The 19,126-nt window shown below is 47.4% G+C and carries 22 protein-coding genes; 9 read left to right on the top strand and 13 right to left on the bottom strand.

Annotation, left to right across the window (positions count from 1 at the left end):
* The first annotated feature begins 14 nt into the window (after positions 1-14).
* Entirely contained in the window at positions 15-1,112 is a 1,098-nt protein-coding gene (locus IE163_RS00790; RefSeq protein WP_189429223.1) for an MBL fold metallo-hydrolase, read from the top strand.
* Here IE163_RS00790 and IE163_RS00785 read toward each other — a convergent pair.
* From IE163_RS00785 to IE163_RS00775, 3 genes are all read right to left on the bottom strand, one after another.
* Positions 1,102-1,407 carry a type II toxin-antitoxin system RelE/ParE family toxin gene (locus IE163_RS00785; RefSeq protein WP_189429222.1) on the bottom strand — a complete coding sequence of 102 codons (306 nt, stop codon included), beginning with the start codon at positions 1,405-1,407 and terminating at the stop codon, positions 1,102-1,104. The two genes, IE163_RS00790 and IE163_RS00785, sit on opposite strands and share 11 nt — an antisense overlap.
* A 1-nt stretch (position 1,408) precedes the next feature.
* A complete protein-coding gene (locus tag IE163_RS00780) occupies positions 1,409-1,648 on the bottom strand; it encodes a type II toxin-antitoxin system ParD family antitoxin (RefSeq protein WP_189429221.1) in 240 nt (79 codons plus the stop codon).
* Between the two features lie 163 nt (positions 1,649-1,811).
* Positions 1,812-2,090, bottom strand: coding sequence for a superinfection immunity protein (locus IE163_RS00775; protein WP_189429220.1), 279 nt, complete (start codon positions 2,088-2,090; stop codon positions 1,812-1,814).
* A gap of 246 nt (positions 2,091-2,336) precedes the next feature.
* Here IE163_RS00775 and IE163_RS00770 point away from each other — a divergent pair, with 246 nt between their 5' ends.
* Both IE163_RS00770 and IE163_RS00765 read left to right on the top strand, forming a co-directional pair.
* A complete protein-coding gene (locus tag IE163_RS00770) occupies positions 2,337-2,861 on the top strand; it encodes an RNA polymerase sigma factor (RefSeq protein WP_189429219.1) in 525 nt (174 codons plus the stop codon).
* Positions 2,851-3,444, top strand: a complete 594-nt coding sequence (locus IE163_RS00765; protein WP_189429218.1) for a hypothetical protein — start codon at positions 2,851-2,853, stop codon at positions 3,442-3,444. Before IE163_RS00770 ends, IE163_RS00765 begins: the two co-directional genes overlap by 11 nt.
* Before the next feature lie 162 nt (positions 3,445-3,606).
* On the opposite strand, the gene IE163_RS00760 is transcribed toward IE163_RS00765, so the two are convergent.
* The 3 genes from IE163_RS00760 to lepB form a co-directional block, all read right to left on the bottom strand.
* Positions 3,607-4,428 (bottom strand): putative porin, encoded by an 822-nt coding sequence (locus IE163_RS00760; RefSeq protein ID WP_189429217.1) that lies wholly within the window; start codon positions 4,426-4,428, stop codon positions 3,607-3,609.
* Between the two features lie 169 nt (positions 4,429-4,597).
* Complete coding sequence (locus IE163_RS00755; RefSeq protein ID WP_189429216.1) at positions 4,598-5,701, bottom strand: SLC13 family permease; 1,104 nt, start codon at positions 5,699-5,701, stop codon at positions 4,598-4,600.
* Between the two features lie 275 nt (positions 5,702-5,976).
* Positions 5,977-6,696, bottom strand: coding sequence for a signal peptidase I (gene lepB / locus IE163_RS00750; protein WP_189429215.1), 720 nt, complete (start codon positions 6,694-6,696; stop codon positions 5,977-5,979).
* A gap of 73 nt (positions 6,697-6,769) precedes the next feature.
* Here lepB and IE163_RS00745 point away from each other — a divergent pair, with 73 nt between their 5' ends.
* A complete protein-coding gene (locus IE163_RS00745; RefSeq protein ID WP_189429214.1) occupies positions 6,770-7,177 on the top strand; it encodes a hypothetical protein in 408 nt (135 codons plus the stop codon).
* An 8-nt stretch (positions 7,178-7,185) separates the two neighbouring features.
* Here the strand turns inward: IE163_RS00745 and IE163_RS00740 are convergent, their stop codons facing one another.
* The gene (locus IE163_RS00740) at positions 7,186-8,022 is read right to left on the bottom strand and encodes a kinase (protein WP_229833383.1); all 837 of its coding nucleotides are present in this window, start codon (positions 8,020-8,022) and stop codon (positions 7,186-7,188) included.
* Positions 8,023-8,347: 325 nt separating this feature from the next.
* Here IE163_RS00740 and IE163_RS00735 point away from each other — a divergent pair, with 325 nt between their 5' ends.
* The 3 genes from IE163_RS00735 (at position 8,348) to IE163_RS00725 (ending at position 10,919) form a co-directional block, all read left to right on the top strand.
* A complete protein-coding gene (locus tag IE163_RS00735; RefSeq protein ID WP_189429213.1) occupies positions 8,348-9,145 on the top strand; it encodes a peptidylprolyl isomerase in 798 nt (265 codons plus the stop codon).
* A gap of 96 nt (positions 9,146-9,241) precedes the next feature.
* On the top strand, positions 9,242-9,823 hold the full coding sequence (locus IE163_RS00730; protein WP_189429212.1) for an ABC transporter ATP-binding protein: 582 nt from the start codon (positions 9,242-9,244) through the stop codon (positions 9,821-9,823).
* Positions 9,780-10,919 (top strand): DUF6136 family protein, encoded by a 1,140-nt coding sequence (locus IE163_RS00725; RefSeq protein WP_189429211.1) that lies wholly within the window; start codon positions 9,780-9,782, stop codon positions 10,917-10,919. Before IE163_RS00730 ends, IE163_RS00725 begins: the two co-directional genes overlap by 44 nt.
* A 1-nt stretch (position 10,920) precedes the next feature.
* On the opposite strand, the gene IE163_RS00720 is transcribed toward IE163_RS00725, so the two are convergent.
* The 6 genes from IE163_RS00720 to IE163_RS00695 form a co-directional block, all read right to left on the bottom strand.
* The gene (locus IE163_RS00720) at positions 10,921-11,691 is read right to left on the bottom strand and encodes a LytR/AlgR family response regulator transcription factor (RefSeq protein WP_189429210.1); all 771 of its coding nucleotides are present in this window, start codon (positions 11,689-11,691) and stop codon (positions 10,921-10,923) included.
* A complete protein-coding gene (locus IE163_RS00715) occupies positions 11,684-12,754 on the bottom strand; it encodes a sensor histidine kinase (RefSeq protein ID WP_189429209.1) in 1,071 nt (356 codons plus the stop codon). Before IE163_RS00715 ends, IE163_RS00720 begins: the two co-directional genes overlap by 8 nt.
* Positions 12,755-12,814: 60 nt before the next feature.
* Entirely contained in the window at positions 12,815-13,558 is a 744-nt protein-coding gene (locus tag IE163_RS00710) for a hypothetical protein (RefSeq protein WP_189429208.1), read from the bottom strand.
* Between the two features lie 172 nt (positions 13,559-13,730).
* Entirely contained in the window at positions 13,731-15,038 is a 1,308-nt protein-coding gene (locus IE163_RS00705) for a short-chain fatty acid transporter (protein ID WP_189429207.1), read from the bottom strand.
* Positions 15,039-15,153: 115 nt separating this feature from the next.
* Positions 15,154-15,795 (bottom strand): FMN-binding negative transcriptional regulator, encoded by a 642-nt coding sequence (locus IE163_RS00700; RefSeq protein WP_189429206.1) that lies wholly within the window; start codon positions 15,793-15,795, stop codon positions 15,154-15,156.
* Positions 15,796-16,197 carry a GNAT family N-acetyltransferase gene (locus IE163_RS00695; RefSeq protein WP_189429205.1) on the bottom strand — a complete coding sequence of 134 codons (402 nt, stop codon included), beginning with the start codon at positions 16,195-16,197 and terminating at the stop codon, positions 15,796-15,798.
* Positions 16,198-16,300: 103 nt separating this feature from the next.
* Here IE163_RS00695 and pdxR point away from each other — a divergent pair, with 103 nt between their 5' ends.
* Positions 16,301-17,758: a MocR-like pyridoxine biosynthesis transcription factor PdxR gene (pdxR, locus tag IE163_RS00690; RefSeq protein ID WP_229833382.1), complete on the top strand. Its 1,458-nt coding sequence runs from the start codon at positions 16,301-16,303 to the stop codon at positions 17,756-17,758.
* A gap of 183 nt (positions 17,759-17,941) precedes the next feature.
* Positions 17,942-19,123, top strand: a complete 1,182-nt coding sequence (gene msrA, locus IE163_RS00685) for a peptide-methionine (S)-S-oxide reductase MsrA (RefSeq protein WP_308430892.1) — start codon at positions 17,942-17,944, stop codon at positions 19,121-19,123.
* The last annotated feature ends 3 nt before the right edge of the window (positions 19,124-19,126 follow it).

Below are 19,126 nucleotides of genomic sequence, written 5' to 3'. Positions count from 1 at the left end.
ATAAAGGACGATTAATGAAATTGACACTCCTCTCATCAGGATTGCTGCTTAGCAGCGTCCTGCTGCTAAATGCCTGTAGTTCGCCCAATCAGGTATCTCAGCACATCACGGCCGATGCCGTTATAGAGCAAGTGGCAGAGGGTAAGCACCAGGGCATGTACCGCAATACTTATCGTTTGCCATTAGGTACACGGCAATATCCGGCAACCTGCGAAAGCGATTGTTATCCGGCGCATCCGGCCGTGGTGTGTAAAACGCCCGGGCAAGATTGCCAGTACGCCGGCCCAAAACAAGCGCCAGCCCTCAATACCGGCTTTAGCTTGCAATGGCTAGGACATGCCAGCTTTTTGGTGCATACACCTGACGGCCAGCAACTGCTATTTGATCCGGTATTCGGCCAGTTTGACTGGCCAATAAACTGGGCACAGCATCTGGTCGGCATTATTAAACGACCTTACACCCCAAGCCTTACCCCTGAACAATTAGCGGCAACCGATGCGGTGCTGTATTCACACCTGCATTATGATCATTTTAGCCATGCTAGTATCCGTCAGATAGGTACTACACCAACCTATTATCTGCCGTTGGGGATGGCCAATTATATGCCCAAGGGGGGCTATAACATTATTGAACAAGCCTGGTATAGCCAAAGCCAGCAAGGCGAGCTAAATGTGCACCTGGTACCGGCACATCATTTTAATAGCCGCAAACTCTTTAATGACGATAACCGCGCACTGTGGGGCGGCTGGCTGCTGGAACATAATGGCAAAACGCTGCTTTTTGCCGGTGATACCGGCTATTCCGAGCACTTTAGCGATATTCAGCAACGTTATGGTGATATTGATATCTGTTTAATTCCTATCGCCTCCTACCATAGTGACGAAGAACAAAACTGGTACCGCTATGTCCATACCACGCCGGAAGATGCCCTGGTTGCAGCCGATGAACTCGGCTGTAAAGTGATGATCCCCTGGGGTTATGGCAATGCCAGTTGGCAGATGGGCGATCTTAGCTCACACTCACCTTTGCTACGTATGCTACATATGCAGCAACAGCTAAATAGTCAGGTACCGCTGCTGATTTTAAATGAAGGGGATAGCGTTAAGCTATGACGGTATCGGGTGCGAGCGTCCAATCTTCAAGACGGTGCCGCACCCGGATGATATAAATACCGTTATCTGCTGTTACTTGATAAATAATAAGATGTGAGCCCACCGGGTGTAGATGTACCGGCGGGCTAATTTCCGTTCTAATGGGTGCCGCCAACGGATTCGAGGCTAAGAAATCAAATGTTGCTGCTAATTGTTTGTGATACCGCCTGGCTTGCTGCTCACCAAACTGTGTTGCACCACTGATAAAGATATTAATAATATCCTCTTCAGCCAGCTTACTTAGCTGATAGGCCATATTAAGCGCCCATTCGGGCCATAGCTTCTGCGGCTAGCTGCGCCATAGTCCGCTCTCCAGTACCGCTGGCAAGCCCTTCGCTAACCCGCTGCTGTAACTGAGCAATTTTGGCCGCTTGTTCCTGATCGCGCCGAATTAAATCTCTAACATAATCACTGGCGTTACTATAACGACCATCCTTTGCCTGCAATTCAACCCATTGCTTCATGTTGTCAGGTAAAGACACATTCATCGTTGCCATTTATCTACCCCTGCGACTATAGATGCTTTCTAGCATAATAGAGTATGGCAAACTTTGCCAAGAAATCAAAATCAAACTGATTACTGCGTTATGATAAGTTAATTAAAGGATTGCGCCCACAACAGGCCAGCTGGCAGGCGCAATCAATCTTAGATAATCGACTTCAGGCAACCGGCTTTAAACGGGCTTTTGCTGCGAGCTTGTCGCCTAATTTTCCTGTTACCGCCCAAACAATTAACGCGCCCCAGGCAATCACCGAAAAGCCAGCCGGTACATTTAACAAGGCAATTTTTCCAAGGTGGCGACGGTTAAACAGCAGCGCCAGCAGGCTGGGTAAAAACCATACTGCTAGGAAAAACAAGCCAAATAGCACCAGAAAAACCCAATCTGCTTCTTGCCAGGCGTTGCTAAATGTCGCCAGATACTGTTGTAACGTTTCCATATGTTGCTCCTCGTACATTAGTAGTGAGTAAAAAAATCTATCGAAATCCAACCGGTATAATCCAGAGCAAAGTGCTCACCTAATTACCGTGTTTGTAAGAGAAGTCGTGACGACTTTGTAAACTGTTACAGATTATTTTTTAATTTTTTTGTGTAACACTTTGGCTAATGCGGCAGACTTAACGGAAGAACACAGGGATAGCTTTGTGCGCTATAAAAAAATAATAGAGAACATAGCGAGGATTTTTTGCCATTTTTCAAACACAGTGCTAACACACCAGAGCAGTTTTTACTGCAGCTCTGGCAGCAAAATCAAGGGGCCATTAGCCGCACCTTGTTGGCCTCGGAAGCTGATCCGACGGCGCGCCAGGATTTAAAACAGGATATTTTTTTAGCGTTGCATCAATCGGCTGCCCGTATTCAGGCAGCAGAAATGCCAAGGGCCTATTTATTTCGTATTGTGCATAACGTCACGGTAGATCATATTGCCCGCGCCAAGCGCCAGCAGTGGCAAGTTCTGGATGAAGAAAGTGAGCGGCAATTCGTTCAAGATTGTCCTTCAGCTGAGGTGGGCGAACAGCAACAAAGCCAGCAATTAATGCAGGCAGTGCGGTGCTTATCACCAGCCAATCGTCAGGTCATTTTGCTGGCGATGGAGGATTTAGCTGCCCCGGAGATCGCAGAGATTCTGCAAATCAGTCAGGGGGCGGTACGGGTGCGCTTAAACCGCGCCAAAACAGAACTAATGGAGTTAATGCAACATGGCAGATAACTTTGATTTTGCTGCGCTAACCAAAAGCTGGCAACAACAAACTACACCGAACGAACAGGTTCCAAGCGCTGAGGATTTAACCCGGGCTAGCCAGCGACAACAGCAGCAACGCTTTATTATGTATGGCGAATTGCTAGGCGCTTTGGTAATGATTATAGCGGCTTATCTATTTCTGCAGGATATGCAAGGTTGGCTGCGTTACCTTACCGCGAGCTTTTTGCTTATAGGGGCGATAAGCACCCTCTATGTTAGCTGGCAAGTGCATAAGCCAATAGTTGCTTATGACAACTGGAGCAGCAATGGCTTACTACAATTTCGTCTGCGCAGTTGTAAGCTCAGTTTAAAATACTATCGGTATAATCAGTTTTCTTTTGCTGCACTGATCTTATTTAGCGCCTTACTCTGGCTGGGTAATTGGTGGCAAGCAGGTAGCATAGCGACAAACTTACTGCTGATTTATGCTTTAGTGATATCACCACTCTCGGTGCTGGGTATTTACTGGTTACAACGTAAAGTACAGCAAAAAACCACAGAGCTGCAGCATCTTAGCAAACTCGTCGCTGACTTTCGGCAGAACGAATAACTCAATAATAAAGCAGTAACTATCGCAGTTTTAAGCTGCCGGCGAATACCGGCAGCGATCAACAAGGCAACACTGGCCTAAAGTAACTTGCTTAACCTTAGAGCTAACAACACGCTCGGGTTAGACGATGAAAGCAAACCCATACCTTGGTATAGATGTCGCTTAAAAGCGCCAGCTAATGCCAAAATCCCAGGCATACTCAGAATCAGAGACGTCTTCTAAACCTATACTGGCGTGCAGTTTTAATTGTGGGGTAACAAACCAACTGCTACGCAAACCAGCGCGATTGGTATAAATTATGTAATTTTCCGGGATATCGTCACTGATAAAAGCACCGACCGAAAATGCCTTATTAAAATAATAATCTAAGGCTAAAGCAAAACCATCACCGCGAATCTTTTCATGATTAAGATAAGCCGCACTTAAACTTAAAAAACTCCCCGACTCAAAAGCCCAGATTTTCTCAGTGCTAATGCCATAGTGCCAATAATTACCTAAATGACCTGCTTTTTCTTGTTGAACATCCAATTTTACCAACCAGTTAGGTTGAAAATAGTAGCCCAGGCTGCTTTTGATTTTGTGGCTAGGGAAGGCATTTAAATTTAAGTAATCTAGCGAGAAATACCAATCATGTTCCGTAGCTTGATAAATACCACCGAGTTGCCAAGCATTGAAATCTATAGATTCGTTTATATTCCCAAGCGAAACTTTAGATTCAGAACGCATATAGTTCATTGCCACCGAGCTACGGCGACCAAACTGTTTGCTGGCGGCATAGGGCAGCTGCGCGCCGGCATTACTCTCGGTTAAATATAAACGGTATCCCAGATTATTACTGGAAAAACTGGAATTGCTGAAGCCATCGTAAATAATTCTTGTCTTTGAATCAAAGCGGCTAAACGATAGCTCAGAAGAAAAGGTCTCTGCTGCCAGAGTGCTGGTACTCAAGGCTAATAGTGAACCTATAGCTAGGGTGAGTTTCATTTAAAATCCTTATTAAAAATAGCAATATCTACCTGTAGCATGATGTTTGCAGTTAAACACCTGCGCACGCGGTTGTTAGCGGGGGGCAGCCGCAGCACTAAAGTAATAAAACTGACATACGACCAGCCGGGCTATTTGACCTTAGCAACCACACAAGTTCAACAAAAATTCACAAAATTAACAACCCAGCGCCAAAACTAACAACAAAAACCGGCAGCGACCAATAATGAAATTCTCGCCATAAACCGGGTTGTTTGCTAAGCCGTAATGCGATCAGGTTGGCTAGAGAACCTATAGCCAGGCCAAAACCGCCGACACTGACGCCCCAACTTAAGGCGCGCCAATCATCGGTAAAGTGCTGTAGAAATATAGCAGCCGGCACATTAGAAATAAGCTGTGATAAAAGCGCTGCGCCGGTGTAACTGCCTGCTGGCAGTTCAATAAGGGTTATCGCAAACTGCTGCATTAGTGGCAACTGTGCCAATAAACCGAGATCGATAAACATTAGGCTAAAGACCAGTAGCAAGAGCCAATCGATACCGCTAACCACGCTGCGCTTGAAGACTAAATACGCTGCTAGCACTACCGCTGCCGCATAAGGTGCTAATTGGTACTCCATGGCCAGAATAAACAACGGATAGCCAGCTAAAGACCAGCCAAATAATTGCCGGCTGTCGGCACTGTTTTGGTGTGGCACCGCCAAAGTTAGTTTCGTCTTTGCGAAGGCCCAATAACTTAGCAGCAAGATAAGTAGTAATAAGCTTAACGCCAGTGGCGCCATCATTAGGGTAAATTGCCAAAAACTATAGCCAGAAGCTTGCCATAGCAGCAGATTTTGCGGGTTGCCAATGGGCGTAAGCGCCGAGCCGGCATTAACCGCCAGCGCCAGAAAGATAATTAAACGCCCGACGGCTACCCCGGTAAGGCGGCCAATACTCAGCGTAATAGGGATTAAGCTAAATAAGGCGACATCATTAGTAACAATAGCGGCCAATAAGGCTGCAAACAGCAATAACAGTGCTGCCAGATCGCGCTCAGCATGACAACGCGCCAGCAACCAGGCAGCAAAACGGGCTAAATAGCCACTATCTTCCAGCGCCCGGCTCAGTAACATTAACCCAGCCAGCGCGCACACAGTCTGCCAATCAACCAGCGCTAGCAGGCTAGCTGGTGTTGTAGGGCTAAACCATAATAAAAGCGGCAGCAGTAACAATAACGCTAGTAGTAAATAATCTTCGGAAAGGCGGGATAATACCCGGCGTAGCTGCAACATGTTAACTAGGCAAGTAAATAGCAATTAGCGGCTATTCTAGCGCGAATGGCACACGACAATACAAGATCAGTTGTTTACCGTTGTTGCACTTAAAAGAGTTGCTAAAATGACATCAAGCATAAACTCAATAGAAGGGGCCGAGTCTGTTTGTTTAGTGCTTAAATTCATAGTGAAAGACCGGGCTGGTAATTTAACGGATGCTGCTCATAAAAACCTAGATTGCTTATTAAAAAAGAAAATTTTCTACTGCTTTTACAATATCGACGCTCACTCGTTTAATGCTCTGGCATAACAAAACTACGCGTTAAAAATGTTACATTAGGTGAACCCCATGCATGACTATCCTCATGAATAGTATATAGTGCGGTATGCCTTATTTGCTGTCGCAGGATAGGGCCGAAGTTTCTGGAGTCCCAGCTATTACGCTGATTATCGCCTAACACAAAGAACTCATTTTCACCCAGTAAATAACGGCTGCGCTGGCTGTTGCATCGTTTAGCAGGATCAAACGCAACGGGCTGCCAATTGTTTTCTAGTGAAAAATGATAGTTATTAACGTAGGTTACGCCGTCACAGACTAAAATACTATCGCCGGGTATGCCATGCACACGCTTACGTATAAAATCATAGGCAGTAGGCTGCCAAGTATCAAAACTAACCATCTCACCTCTTGTTAGCGCATTTTTAGCAACCCTAGCCACAACCAAGTCTCCTGGCTGGATGGTTGGGAAATTGGAAGCGCCCTCAGAGCCTGAGAATTCATAACCAGGCATAATGCGTACAAAGATAAACAATAAAAGTGGGCCTAAGAGCAAATAGCCTATTGCTTGCCGCAGATTGTGCTTAATAAAGCTGATAATCACCGTAACAGGGATTAACCCAAGCCCTATCCATAACCAAATTATAAAAGCCCGTGGCGCTGCCACAAGATCAAACACGATCAGCGCCAAAAAGTAACAGGCATACCCCAGTAAAACAAAACCCAATAACCGCATCTAACAATCCCTTGGCAAATTCGCTACAAGACGGTAATGTAAGCGAATTGTAACAACCATAACAAGCGCAAATATGACTAAATTACTATGCTGTGCCCTGCTTACCCTTGCCTCTTTACCCGTATTCGCAATGACAGATGTGGATAGCGTATTGCATTTCACGCCCACGCCTTTTAAAGGCGTAGATCTTAATTGTGAACAGGATAAACATATCACCCCGAAACGTGGTGATTTGATTTTGGAAAATTATGCGCTAATGGCAGCGAATAATGGTGATCGGGTAGCACTGATCACCATACGTAATGGCGCTAATGGCCAGCGGATTTTTAATCAGGAGCATATCGTAGCAATACTGGGAGATTGCAGCCGTATACTGCCACAAGCGTTTGAACTACGCCTGAGTGGCCGCGAGCAACGTTCGCTGCAAATTTATTTTGGGCAGCAACAGCAACCTATTTTGCAATTGTTAGGCGGTAACTAACACGCCGCTTAATCGACTAACAGTGGCTTCTGCTGGTCATTAAGCGCAATAGTATAGCTCGCACGCTCCGGTAACTGTTGCCAGCTCGCCGCGGTTAAACGTTGAAAGGGCAACATAAAACGCGCCAACTGCGTTCTACTCATACCTTGGCCGCGCTGCTGCCATAACTGCTGTTCCTGCCTGGCGCGCCACTGGCAAATACTGTCCCAACTGGGCGCTTTTAGCCAAATAAGAGGGCTTAGAAAGGCAAAATACTGCTGATAACCGCCAGCTAATTGCTGATTAACATAATGCCGCCAGAGCCCTGCGGCATCCTCTTCTGCCTCTAAGCTATTTACAGGCGAGATCAGTTCCGCTTCGCTTTGCGCACTTAAGCCTAAACACCAGCCCTCTACAATAAGCAGCTGTAATCGTTGTTTGGGCTGATCGGCAAGACGATCATCCAGGGCTTTATCAAATACCGGCAAAGCAACAGCCAGCCCAGCTAATACCTGCTGGGCATCGGCAATAGCGCGTTGGATATCATGGGTGCCGGGCACACCGCGCTGCGAAAACAACGGATGTATCTTGGCAGCAAGCTGCTGCCGCTCAGCTGCAGCTAAGTAATAATCATCCAACGATACCGCAGCACAGCAGAGCCCCCGACTGGTTAGCTCAGTGACTAACAGTTGAGCAAGGGTACTTTTACCCGTGCCCTGAGCACCACTAATGCCAATAATGGCCGGTAGCGGTAGTTGCGAGATATCGGCACTTAACCTAAGCAAAAGCTGCTGATAAGCCTCCATATTGCTTGCGCACAAGTTCAGGCGCTGCAAATCCTGCGTGGTTTGTGGGCTAAGTACCATAATAAGCTCCAGGTAAATGTTGGAAATATGCTTATGCAACGCCAGAATTCTCACACTATTAAGCGAACGTTGCCATATTTGATTGAAAGGTTTCGCAAGCACAGCGTATCAGGTTACATTTTCTAAGCTGCTATTTGAACTAAGCCCAAACTGGGTAATCTTATCAATTTTGGTAAGGCGCGCCCTACAGACTTAAGCTGTAGAAATCCCACAATAGTGCAGCTACAGCGCTTTTCATTGGCAATATTGTGGGGAAACAAGTATGGTAGAGGCGTTATTTGTCGTCGCTTACCCTAAGCGGATTAGATGTAAGATGGAACCTGGAATGAAAACAAAAAAATCGTTGTTATGCGCGCTGGCTATGATGGGCGCTACCTTATCACTTTCTGTGCAAGCCACTATCGTTGAGTTTAAAACCTCGCTGGGCACCTTTGAAGTCAATCTATTTGATGAAACCACGCCTGAAACGGTAGCCAACTTTTTAAAATATGTTGAGGCGGAAAGCTATCACAATAGTGTTATTCATCGACTGGAACCGGACTTTGTCATTCAAGGCGGCGGCTTTAGCTATACCGGCCAGCTACCACTGAAAGCAATAGCAGCACTACCTGCAGTTAAAAACGAGCCTAAGTGGTCAAATCGCCGAGGCACTATTGCGATGGCAAAAATCGGCGGCTTACCTGACAGCGCTACTAATCAATGGTTTTTTAACATAAAAGATAACCATACCGGCGCCACAGGCCTGGATGCACAAAATGGCGGCTTTACCGTATTTGGCCAGGTATCAGCGCAGGGTTTAGAAATTCTGGACGAGATAGCCAAACTAAAACGCTTTAATATGGGTGGTGCAGCCACCAGTATCCCGTTACGTAATTACACCACGGCCGATGCCAACGTTGGTAAAGTGGTTACTGATGACAACTTTGTTATGGTTGAAAGTGTCACTGTGGTTGACGCCCGCCCTGATACAGCAGCAGGCTTATCGCCTATTGCCAATACCACACCACCAGCACCAGGTGAAGGCTCCGATTCAGGCTCCAGCTCTGGTTCGGTAAATTGGTTAGTGTTACTGCTGTTACCCTTAGCGCTATTACGCAGAAAGTGGGCAAAGGCAGCGTTTTAAGCTAACGTACGGCGCTTGATAGAAAGCACCTTGGCCCTAACCTCTTTAGCGGGTTTAACCTGTTAAATCCGCTAAAGTCTCATACCAACATCTCCTATGCTGACACTGCAACAGCTCTGCTTACAACGTGGCCAGATTAGCGTTTTTCAAAACTATTCGCTTAGCTTAACCGGCACACGTAACTGTATTATTGGTGCCAATGGTAGCGGTAAATCCAGCTTATTGGCTGCTGTTGCCGGGTTAATTCCTTATCAAGGGCAAATTAGTTGGCAAGGCGCACCGCTAAGCTTGCCGCGCCAGCAGATTGCGCTAGCTTCTGATAGCATTATCTTTCCTGAGTTTTTAACTGCCACTGACTTAATTAATTTGCAGCAAAAGATGTGGTGCACTGCCACACCAGCCGCCCTGATTGAGCGTTTTGCCTTTGCGCCACAACTTGGCAAGACGGTTGCTAGTCTGTCTACCGGCAATCATAAAAAGCTGCAACTTATCTTAGCCTTTATGCGCCAACCCGATTTACTGCTGTTGGACGAGCCGAATATTGCGTTAGATACGGCCGCCTGCACGGCGTTATTTGCGTTAATTAGCCAGTATGCTGGCCATATAGTAGTGGCAACCAACGAGCCAGAGCGTTTTGCCAAGCAACAATTTACGCTTACCTCGTTACAACATGTGTAAGCAAGCATCCTTATTTTACCCTTACTTTAGGTTAAGGCTAAACTGCCTGAAACAGCAACTGCAAGCACTGCTGCAACAAGTACAACAATTATTACTTTGGCTGGTAGTGCTACTGGGCCCTGCGACGTTAGGGCTAGTGTTTATGATTTTGCTGTTGATTGGCCAGCTGTACAATCCCAAACTCAGTGTTACGCAATGGCTGCTGGTCTGTTGGTGTTTGTTAGCCATGCAAAGCTTGCTGGTTTGGCTTTGCCAAACCGCCATTTTACAACCGCGCTATGGTTTATTTTGGCAATCTTTACCCTATTCCGCCGTCAGCCATAAGTTAGCCGAGCTGTTACTACTTAGCTGTTGTTTGCCGATATTTTGGTTACACATGCTGATTGTAGCGAATGCCAATTTTAGCCAGTGGCAAAGCGTACTACCGCAGCTAGCCTTTCTAGGCTTGCAGCTAACAAGTGCCGTGCTGGTTTTATATCGCCCCCAACGCAGTGTGCTGGCTTTACTATTGGCCTTACCGGTGGTGTTTTACAGTCCTTCTGCCTGGTATGGCTTGGCGTTACTCAGTTTGGCGATGTTCGTTATGCCGCTAGTGCCCGCAGCCAGAAAACCCAAAGGCCTGGGTGTTCGCAATAGCCTGACGTTGTGGCTTACCCTTATTATGCAGCTACCCGCGCAGTGGCTTAGTCGTATTCTGCTGCTTGGGCTTGTTACCCTATTAGGGCAAATTACGCTTGGGCAGCGTCCGGATCTGGCCGTGCCAGTACACACTATTTGCGCTGCAGTATTGATGCTGATTAGCTGTAGTATGCAATTAAACAATAACCGGCTTTACCAACATTACCTGCTATTCTTTCAGCAATTTGCCAAACATCACCAATATTGGCAATATCTGGCCCCAATGGGCTTGGCCGTTATTTCCTTTGGCCTGTTACTCTATTTAAAGGCCACAATAGGGCTATTAATGCTAGCTGGCATGCTGTTTCTGCCAAGCTTATTTATTGCCAAAAAACATCCAACACAACTGGTGCCGCTTTGGTTTATCTTTAGCGTTATCCTGGCTTGCCTAAGCTGGCTGCTGCAGCACTTTCTCTAAATTAAATGCCTAACCAGCGATTAAAGTCGCCGGTGCGGCTTTGGCTGGTTTTTAGCTGCACATTATTGGCTAAATACAGCGTGAGCGTATTTTTGCAATAACGCTCTAAACGCACAATATGTTGGCTTTGTACCATTTCACTGCGATTAATCCGAAAGAATCGCTCTGGATCCAGCACGGCCTCCACTGCCTGTAAGCTGTTATAAGGCAAATAATGCCTTTTTCCCTGTTCATCAAACGCCATAATTAAGCTACCATCGGCTTGAATATAAACAATATCCGCTACCTGTAAAAAGTAGATCTGCTGTTGCTGGCGAATAGCCAGGCGGCTGGTATAGCTGGTTTTTGGCGCAGGCAAGGTTTGCAATAATTGTTGTAACTGGTTAACTAACAAAGGCTCGGTATCAGGCTGGCGACTCAGCTGACGAAACTTATGCCAGGCTTGCTGCAGCTTGTCGCTGCTATAAGGTTTTAATAAATAGCCAATACCAAAGTTATCAAAGGCTTTCAGCATAAAATCGTCATAGGCGGTAATAAAAATCACCGGGCAAGGTGGCGGTTGCTGTTGGTAGCTTTGAAACACATTGCCATCGCTTAACTCAATATCCGAGAAAATCAGATCAACCTCATTCGGTTGCGCCAACCAGGCGCTGACTTCAGCAACACTGCTCAATTCTGCCGTTATGTTGATTTCATCTGATAAGTCCATTAATAAGCGCTTTAACTTACTGCGCGCCAGCGGCTCATCCTCAATAATAATGACCTTAAACATGCTGCTTCCTTGTATCCTCAACAGTCTTGGGGATCAGCGGCAAGCTGACGCTAAATTGCGCGGCGCTTTGCTTAACCTCAATATTGTGACCGGTTAAAAACAAAAACTGTTTTGCCAGGTTTGCTAACCCTATGCCATTCCCCTTAGCCGCAGAGTGTTTTGCCTGGTACGGATTGGTTACCACTAATTTGGCTTGTTGCTGCGTAATCGTTATAACTAAGGGCGCTATTGCTGTTGCCTGATTATGTAATAACGCATTTTCCAATAACAGTTGCAGGGTGAAAGGCGGCAGTAACAATGCCGCCGCCTCAGACGTATCCACGGCGATTTGTAACTGATAATGCTCACCTAACCGCTGCTGCATTAAGCTAAAGTAATGACGGGCAAAGGCTAACTCCTGCGCTAACGACACCACTTGTTGCTGACTATTGTGTAGCGATAAACGATATAGATCGGCAAAGTCGTTTAAGTAGTCGCTAGCACGTGCTGGAGCAACACTAATCAGCTCATCCAAGGTATTCAATGAGTTAAATACAAAATGCGGGTTAAGCTGCGCTTTTAATTGTTGAATTTTTAACTCAGCTAATTCGGCATTATAGTCAGCCAACTGCTGCCGGTATGCCGCGGCCTGTTTACTGTGGATATACGCTAGATACATGCCGGCATAAAGCGCTAAATCAACCATATAGCCTAAATTCGCTTGCAGCAGGATAGCGCTGTTAAAGTTCTTGCTGATATTGCCAAAGAGCGCGGCAATTAAAAAACCGATGCCATTGTTAAATAACAAATAACAAAGCAAGGCTAGCAGTAAAATACGGGCATAATCCGCTAAAGATAGCGGCTGCTGCTGTGCCGCTTTATGGCGGTTTAACCAAAAGCGTAGCACGCAAAAAATTAGCAACGCCGCCAAAAACTGCATTAACGGTCCTTCCGGGGTAAAGGTATACCAAGACAGCATCCCGGCTTTCACTCTGTTGCTGATCACTAAGAAATAGCTAAATAAAAACACCAGCAATATAAAGGTCCGGTCGACCTGTAAGTAGGCGAGCAAGCGTTGCAGCATAATGTTGGTATATTCCTAAGAAGAAAGGCGCCAGTTGGCGCCTTGAAGTTGCGTCACATCCTACTTTGTGGCACCAGACCAAGTATGGGTGACTTCACCTTTGCTATTCATAAACTGTAACTGCACTTCGTCGTGCTCGTCTACATAAAACATCGCCCGCGGTGAGCCATCTTTGGCAAACAGAAACAAGCCATTATTCTGTTCAGCAGTTTTACCCAGCAAAATACGTGGTGCGCCGCCAATTAGACCCTGCTGTTCATACTCGGCAATTTTTTTATGACGCTCGGCTCTATCAGCAATTTGTGCCAATTCACGCATAATTTCGCGGGTTTTATCCTGAGTTTCAAATTCCGGGCGATCATTAAAGGCTAAACCAGAACGAATAACCCTTTTATCACCGCGCTTCTCATCAACGGTAAGCAGCTGCATCACCTGATCGCCATCATATTTATCGAAAGTTAACGACATGCCGGCACTATGGCCACGCGCGTTTTTACTACCATCGTAAATAAAGCCGCCCGCTTCAATACCTTCTTCGTTAAAGAACAACATGCCAGCGCGCTTTTTCCGATCTTCATTTAGTACTTTGCCGTTTACTTCTTCGGTGGTAGGAAAACGTGCTGTATTGGTAAGCAACATTTTTACCGTGCCGTCGGCTTCAATAATATTAATACGCTCAACCGAAAGGGTTTCAAAACGGGCATCATTGTTGGCCTTCATACCGGTAGTCAGGATCACTGCTGATAAGGCTAAGCTTGCAATAACAGCACCGCGTAATAGTTTGATTTCTTTTTCAATTTTCATAAAATTTGCTCGCTAATTGTTGAAGTCACAATCAGTATTAGCGAGCGGCGCAGCATACTCAAAGCTGTTTTGATAAGCTAAGGAACCCCGCTGCCAAACTACGGAAAATCTCGGAAGAATTTGAACTTTACAGCAAACTCAGCAAAGTTTTTTTACAATGGCAGATACTCACCTAAAAGTACGTTAACACCACGCTGATGATCACCCCGCTGATCAGTAACTGCATTAAGCAAAACCCCATAATGTCTTTGGCTTTTAAGCCCGCTATCGCCAACACCGGCAGCGCCCAAAAGGGTTGAATCATATTGGTCCAGGCATCGCCCCACGCCACCGCCATGGCTACCCGGCTTACATCGGCACCTAACTCTAACGCCGCAGGTAACATAACCGGTGCTTGCACCGCCCACTGCCCACCACCCGACGGCACAAAAATATTCACAATACCGGCACTAATAAAGCTCCAAAATGGCAAACTTTGCGCGCTGGCAAAACTGACAAACCACTCAGACATACTTTGCGCTAAACCCGATTGAATCATCACGGCCATAATGCCGGCATAAAATGGAAACTGAATAACAATACCGGCGCCCCCCTGAATAGCCTGCTGTAAACTATGCAGTAGTCGGCGTGGTGTGCCATGTAGCACTATGGCTAAAAAGATAAATAAATAATTAACGATGTTCAGATTAAGGCTGCCACCTTTTAAAAAGTATTGCACCAGATAAGCGATACCGGCAAAGCCAACCAGCAATGCTAACACCATACTATTTTCAAGTTTATCTGCGGGGCGCTCACTGCTGCTTACTGGCGGTGGCTCGTCTTGTAATTTAGCCGGATCCACATAAACACTGTCCGCCGCTTTTGGCAGCATCAAACGGTTAACCAGCGGTACCACAACAAACAACACCCCTAGCAGAAAAAGATTAAACCCCGCGAAAATGGTATTACTGCTAGGGATAACGCCAATTAAATTTTCCGAAAAATGTCCCGGCGTAGCGATAGTGAGGGGTACTGAACCGGCTAAGCCACCATGCCAGACAATAAACCCTGAATACGCACTAGCTACTAATAAGCGATAATCGACTTTAATTTGCCGCGCCAATGCTTTAGCAAACAAGGCACCAACCACTAAACCAAAGCCCCAGTTAAGCCAACTGGCCAGTAACGACACCACGGTGACCAACACAATGGCCTGACCTGCCGTTTTTGCTAATCTCGCTAAGCGATCCAGTAACCCTTTAACCAGCGGCGTACTGGCCAACATATAGCCGGCCACTAACACCAGTAGCATTTGCATCGAAAAGCTGAGTAAGCCCCAAAAGCCGTCGCCCCACTGAGTAATAACTGCCAAGGGCGTTTGCTGCTCAAATAATATCGCGGCAGCAAACACCACCAGTGTTAACAGCAGCACAAAGATATAGGGATCGGGCAGGTAACGCTCTACCAATTTTACAAAAGGCTTTGCAGCAGTATTTAGCATAATAAACTCTTGATCTTATTGCTGACTAATAGCATGACATTAAGCATACTTTTATTTATTGCCTAAAAATAGGAGAAAGATAGCCACGCTGCAATGCGACTTTGGTGCAGCGCCATTACCACCCAGTCCCTATTACCTGTTGCGCCATCCACTGTGCCAAAGCCCTTTCGCTATAGCGCTCACTTTGCGATAACGCCGCAAATACCCCTTGCTGGTCGGCCTGGCTACGCTGTTGCCCCAGCTTTACTTTACCGGCCAGCTCGCTGATTGTTACTTTTACCCCAACAATACTGGCTGCCAGTTGCTGTAAATAGGCGGCGGGCATTTTTTCGGCTCGTAACGCCGCAGAGGTTTCGTACTGCAACAATTGCTCTTGTACTGCCCATAGTGTGTCGGCGGCATCAAGCAGCTGTACCTGCCCGATGACCTGCACCACGGCATAATTCCAGGTAGGTACCGCTTTGGCAGCGGCATAATAGCGCGGAGAAATATACGCATGTGGCCCGGTAAAGGTAATCAATACTTGCTGGGCTGTCGCTTGTGCTGCGGCTTGCTCAGCTAGCTGCCGCAATTGCGGATTTTGCCGAGCTAAATGCCCATACAATACGCCTTTTTCGCCTTCCTGCCGCTTTAGCTGCCACGGCAGGTAGGAGCAAAAAAACGGGTACGACACCAAACAGCCAAAGGGTTCTTGCTCAATAAAATCCAGCATGGCAGCAGTATCTTTAAAGGCCAGATTTGGCGGGCAATACAACATTTACCAACTCTCCCGTGCTATTACAAAGGCATTCTGGCATAGGGTAAAACCAACCTTCGGATAATAATCCATTGCCGTTGGCGCACTGTGCAAATAATACTGAGACTGCGGGCCAACCAGTCGCCGAACCTCGGCCAGCAACTGGCGGCCAATTCCTTGCTGCTGCACGCGTTGATCCACCAGCAAGTCTGCGATATAGGTCACCCAGCTATAATCGGTCAGGCAGCGTGCCAGCCCGATTAGCTGCCCATTGGCTCTGGCGGTAACCAGTAGGTTAGCCTGTTGTAGCATCGCCGCCATGCGTGGCTCGTCGGTAGTCGGCCGACTTATCCCGGACGCCCGATATAAGGTTAGCGCCTCCGGCAACGCTAAAGTGGATTCTTGCTGATATTCAATAAGCATAAGTAACTCCTGAAGGCACACCAACCCGGTTTGCCATAACGCTCATTACAGCGCTAAACTGGTTTGCTTAAAATAACCAGTTTGCAAATAAGGAGCAGACCAGTTGTTGCTAACATCACAGTCAAACACTCTGCTGCGGCTTAGCACATCGGCGCTAAGCCTAAGCGGAGAAGGGGAATTGCACCGGCAACTGTACCAGGGTATTCGGCAACTGGTGTTGGCCGGTAGCTGGCCGCGTGGTGCGCTTTTACCCTCGGAGCGGCAACTGGCACAGGATCTGCACATTAGCCGTAGTACCGTACAACAGGGCTTGCAGCAACTGTGCGCTGAGGGCTATATCGAGGCACAGCAGGGTCGCGGTTATCAAATTGTGGCTAAGCTGCCAGAGCACTTTTTTACCGCAGCCGCCACAGTAGCGCAGCCACAACCCTCCTTGCCCTTTAACAGTTATGGTCTGCGCAATAAACAGGGTAAGGCGCAAGGTGCCTTGCAACCCGGCACAACCGACAGTCGCCTTTTCCCCTGGCGGACTTGGCAACAACTGCTGCAACAGCATAGCGGACGCCCGGTGTTGCACGGCATGGCCGATGCGCTGGGTTACCTGCCATTGCGCCAGACGCTGGTGCAATACTTACGACAGTATCGGCAATTGCACTGTAGCGAACAGCATATTTTAATTACTGCAGGGGCGCAGCAAGCGCTGTATATCGCCGCCAGGCTGGTGGCACAACCCCAGCAGCAGGTGCTGATGGAATCGCCCGGTTATCCCAGACTACAACAAGCCTTGCAACTGGCGGGCTTACAGATCAACTATCTACCAGCGGCCGGGGCACAGGGTGTGGATATTAGTGCTTTACCCGGCACTCCAGATTGTCAGGCGCTATTTGTGACACCGTCGCACCAGTATCCCTGCGGCGGCATTATGCCGCTTAACCAGCGGTTAGCACTGCTACAGTGGGCGCAACAACAGCGCTGCTGGTTAGTAGAAGATGATTACGACAGCGAGTTTCAATATCTGCATCAGCCCGTAGCCAGTTTGCAAGGCCTGGCCGAAGGTAAGGGTGTTATCTTTGTTGGCTCTTTTAGCAAAACCTTGTTTCCTGCACTGCGGCTGGGCTATCTGGTAGCCGAGCCGCAACTCATTGCCAGCGCAGCCGCCCTGCAACAAGCACTGCATGGTGATGTGCCCTTGCTAATGCAGGCAACGCTGGCCGATTTTATCCACGAAGGGCACTTTGCCCGGCATTTACGCAAAATGCGCCAGCATTATCAGCAACAGAAAAACTTGGCGGTAACGCTGCTACAGCAACACTTACCCTGTTGCCGCATTTTGGCCACGCAGGCCGGGCTGCATTTAACGGTATTACTGCCTGAGCTAGAGGATGATTTAGCACTGGCTAACCGCCTACAACAGCAGAATTTTAAAGTACAGCCCTACAGCCGCTACTGCTTTTTAAATGAACCTGAGCGCGGCTTGGTTATTGGCATTGCTGACGCAGATGATGCCTGTTTATTAAAGCTAATCACTCTAATAAAGTTATTACTGGCTAAACTTAACTAGCGGGAGTTTTCACAAACCGCTACGCAATACTTTGTGGTCCGGCTAGATGTCGAAACCGTAATTAGCCCTAAGGCATAATTGCGCCTTCGCAGCAATAAAGAGGCATATTCAATGTACTGGTCACGGCTATTTTGTTTGATATTGTTTTTCTTTAGTTACAGCAGCCTCGCAGCAGCTGACAAAATGTCAGTGCAATTAGACACTGTAGTCCTAGGCGCTGGCTGCTTCTGGGGTGTGGAGAAGCGCTTTGAAGCTATCGAAGGCGTCACCGATGTGGTATCTGGCTATGCGGGTGGGGAAGGTGTTAAGCCGCGCTATCGGGATATTACTCATCCACGTAATAAGTTTAACCCGAAAAATCATGCCGAAGTGGTGCAGATTAGCTATGAGCCAGCGCGGGTTAGCCTGGAAACGCTGCTACAGCATTTCTATGAAATGCATGATCCGACCCAGCAAAACCGCCAGGGCAATGATATTGGTACCCAGTATCGCTCAATTATTCTATTCAATAGTGACGCCCAGGCCTCGGCTGCCAAAGCGGTAACTGCACGTTATCAACCCTTACTAACAGCAGCGGGTTTTGGGCAAATTCAAACGCAAATCCAGCCTTTAACGCAGTTTTATCCGGCAGAGGCGTTTCATCAGGATTATCTGGCGAAAAACCCCAATGGTTATTGCCCCGATCATGCTACCGGTGTGCGTTTTTCCGGTGAGCCTGCGCAAATGGCGAGTGTCGACAATAGCGGCTTACTACAAGGTAAGCATATTGTGATGTTGGATGCACCGGATTGCCCTTATTGCGAGAAATTTAAAACCGATGTGGTAAAAAACTATCAGGGGAAAACTCCCCTGCATTTACGCCGGGCTAATGAGTTATCAGGCCTGCAAATTAGCTCCCCCACCTGGGCTACCCCAACCCTGCTTTTTTTAGAAAACGGTAAAGAAGTACTAGGAGTGCAAGGCTATATGGCACCTGCTGACTTTTATAAGGTACTGGGACATTTTAGCCTGGGTGAACAAAGCGAAGCTTTTAAAGTGGCGTTTCAAAGCGGCACCGACCGGCCATTTTGTCAGCAGTATGAGCAGTTTAAAAATACCCCCGATGGCGTCTTTATCGATGCGCTAAGCGGTGCGCCACTCTTTGATACCCACGATCGTTTTAACTCGGGTACCGGTTGGCTTTCTTTTAGCAAGCCCGTGGCAGGCGCAGTGACCACCAAACCCGATTATAGCCACGGTATGGTGCGCACCGAGGTGCTGGCTGCAGTATCTGGCATCCATTTAGGCCACGTCTTTAACGATGGCCCTAATGGCAGCACCCGTTACTGTATTAACGCCACGGTATTAGAGTTTGTAGCGCGCTAGGTA

It is taken from the genome of Alishewanella longhuensis (assembly GCF_014653435.1).
Classification (GTDB): domain Bacteria; phylum Pseudomonadota; class Gammaproteobacteria; order Enterobacterales; family Alteromonadaceae; genus Alishewanella; species Alishewanella longhuensis.
The sequence above is the reverse complement of the archived record's forward strand: the minus strand, read 5'-3'. Positions and strand labels throughout refer to the sequence as shown.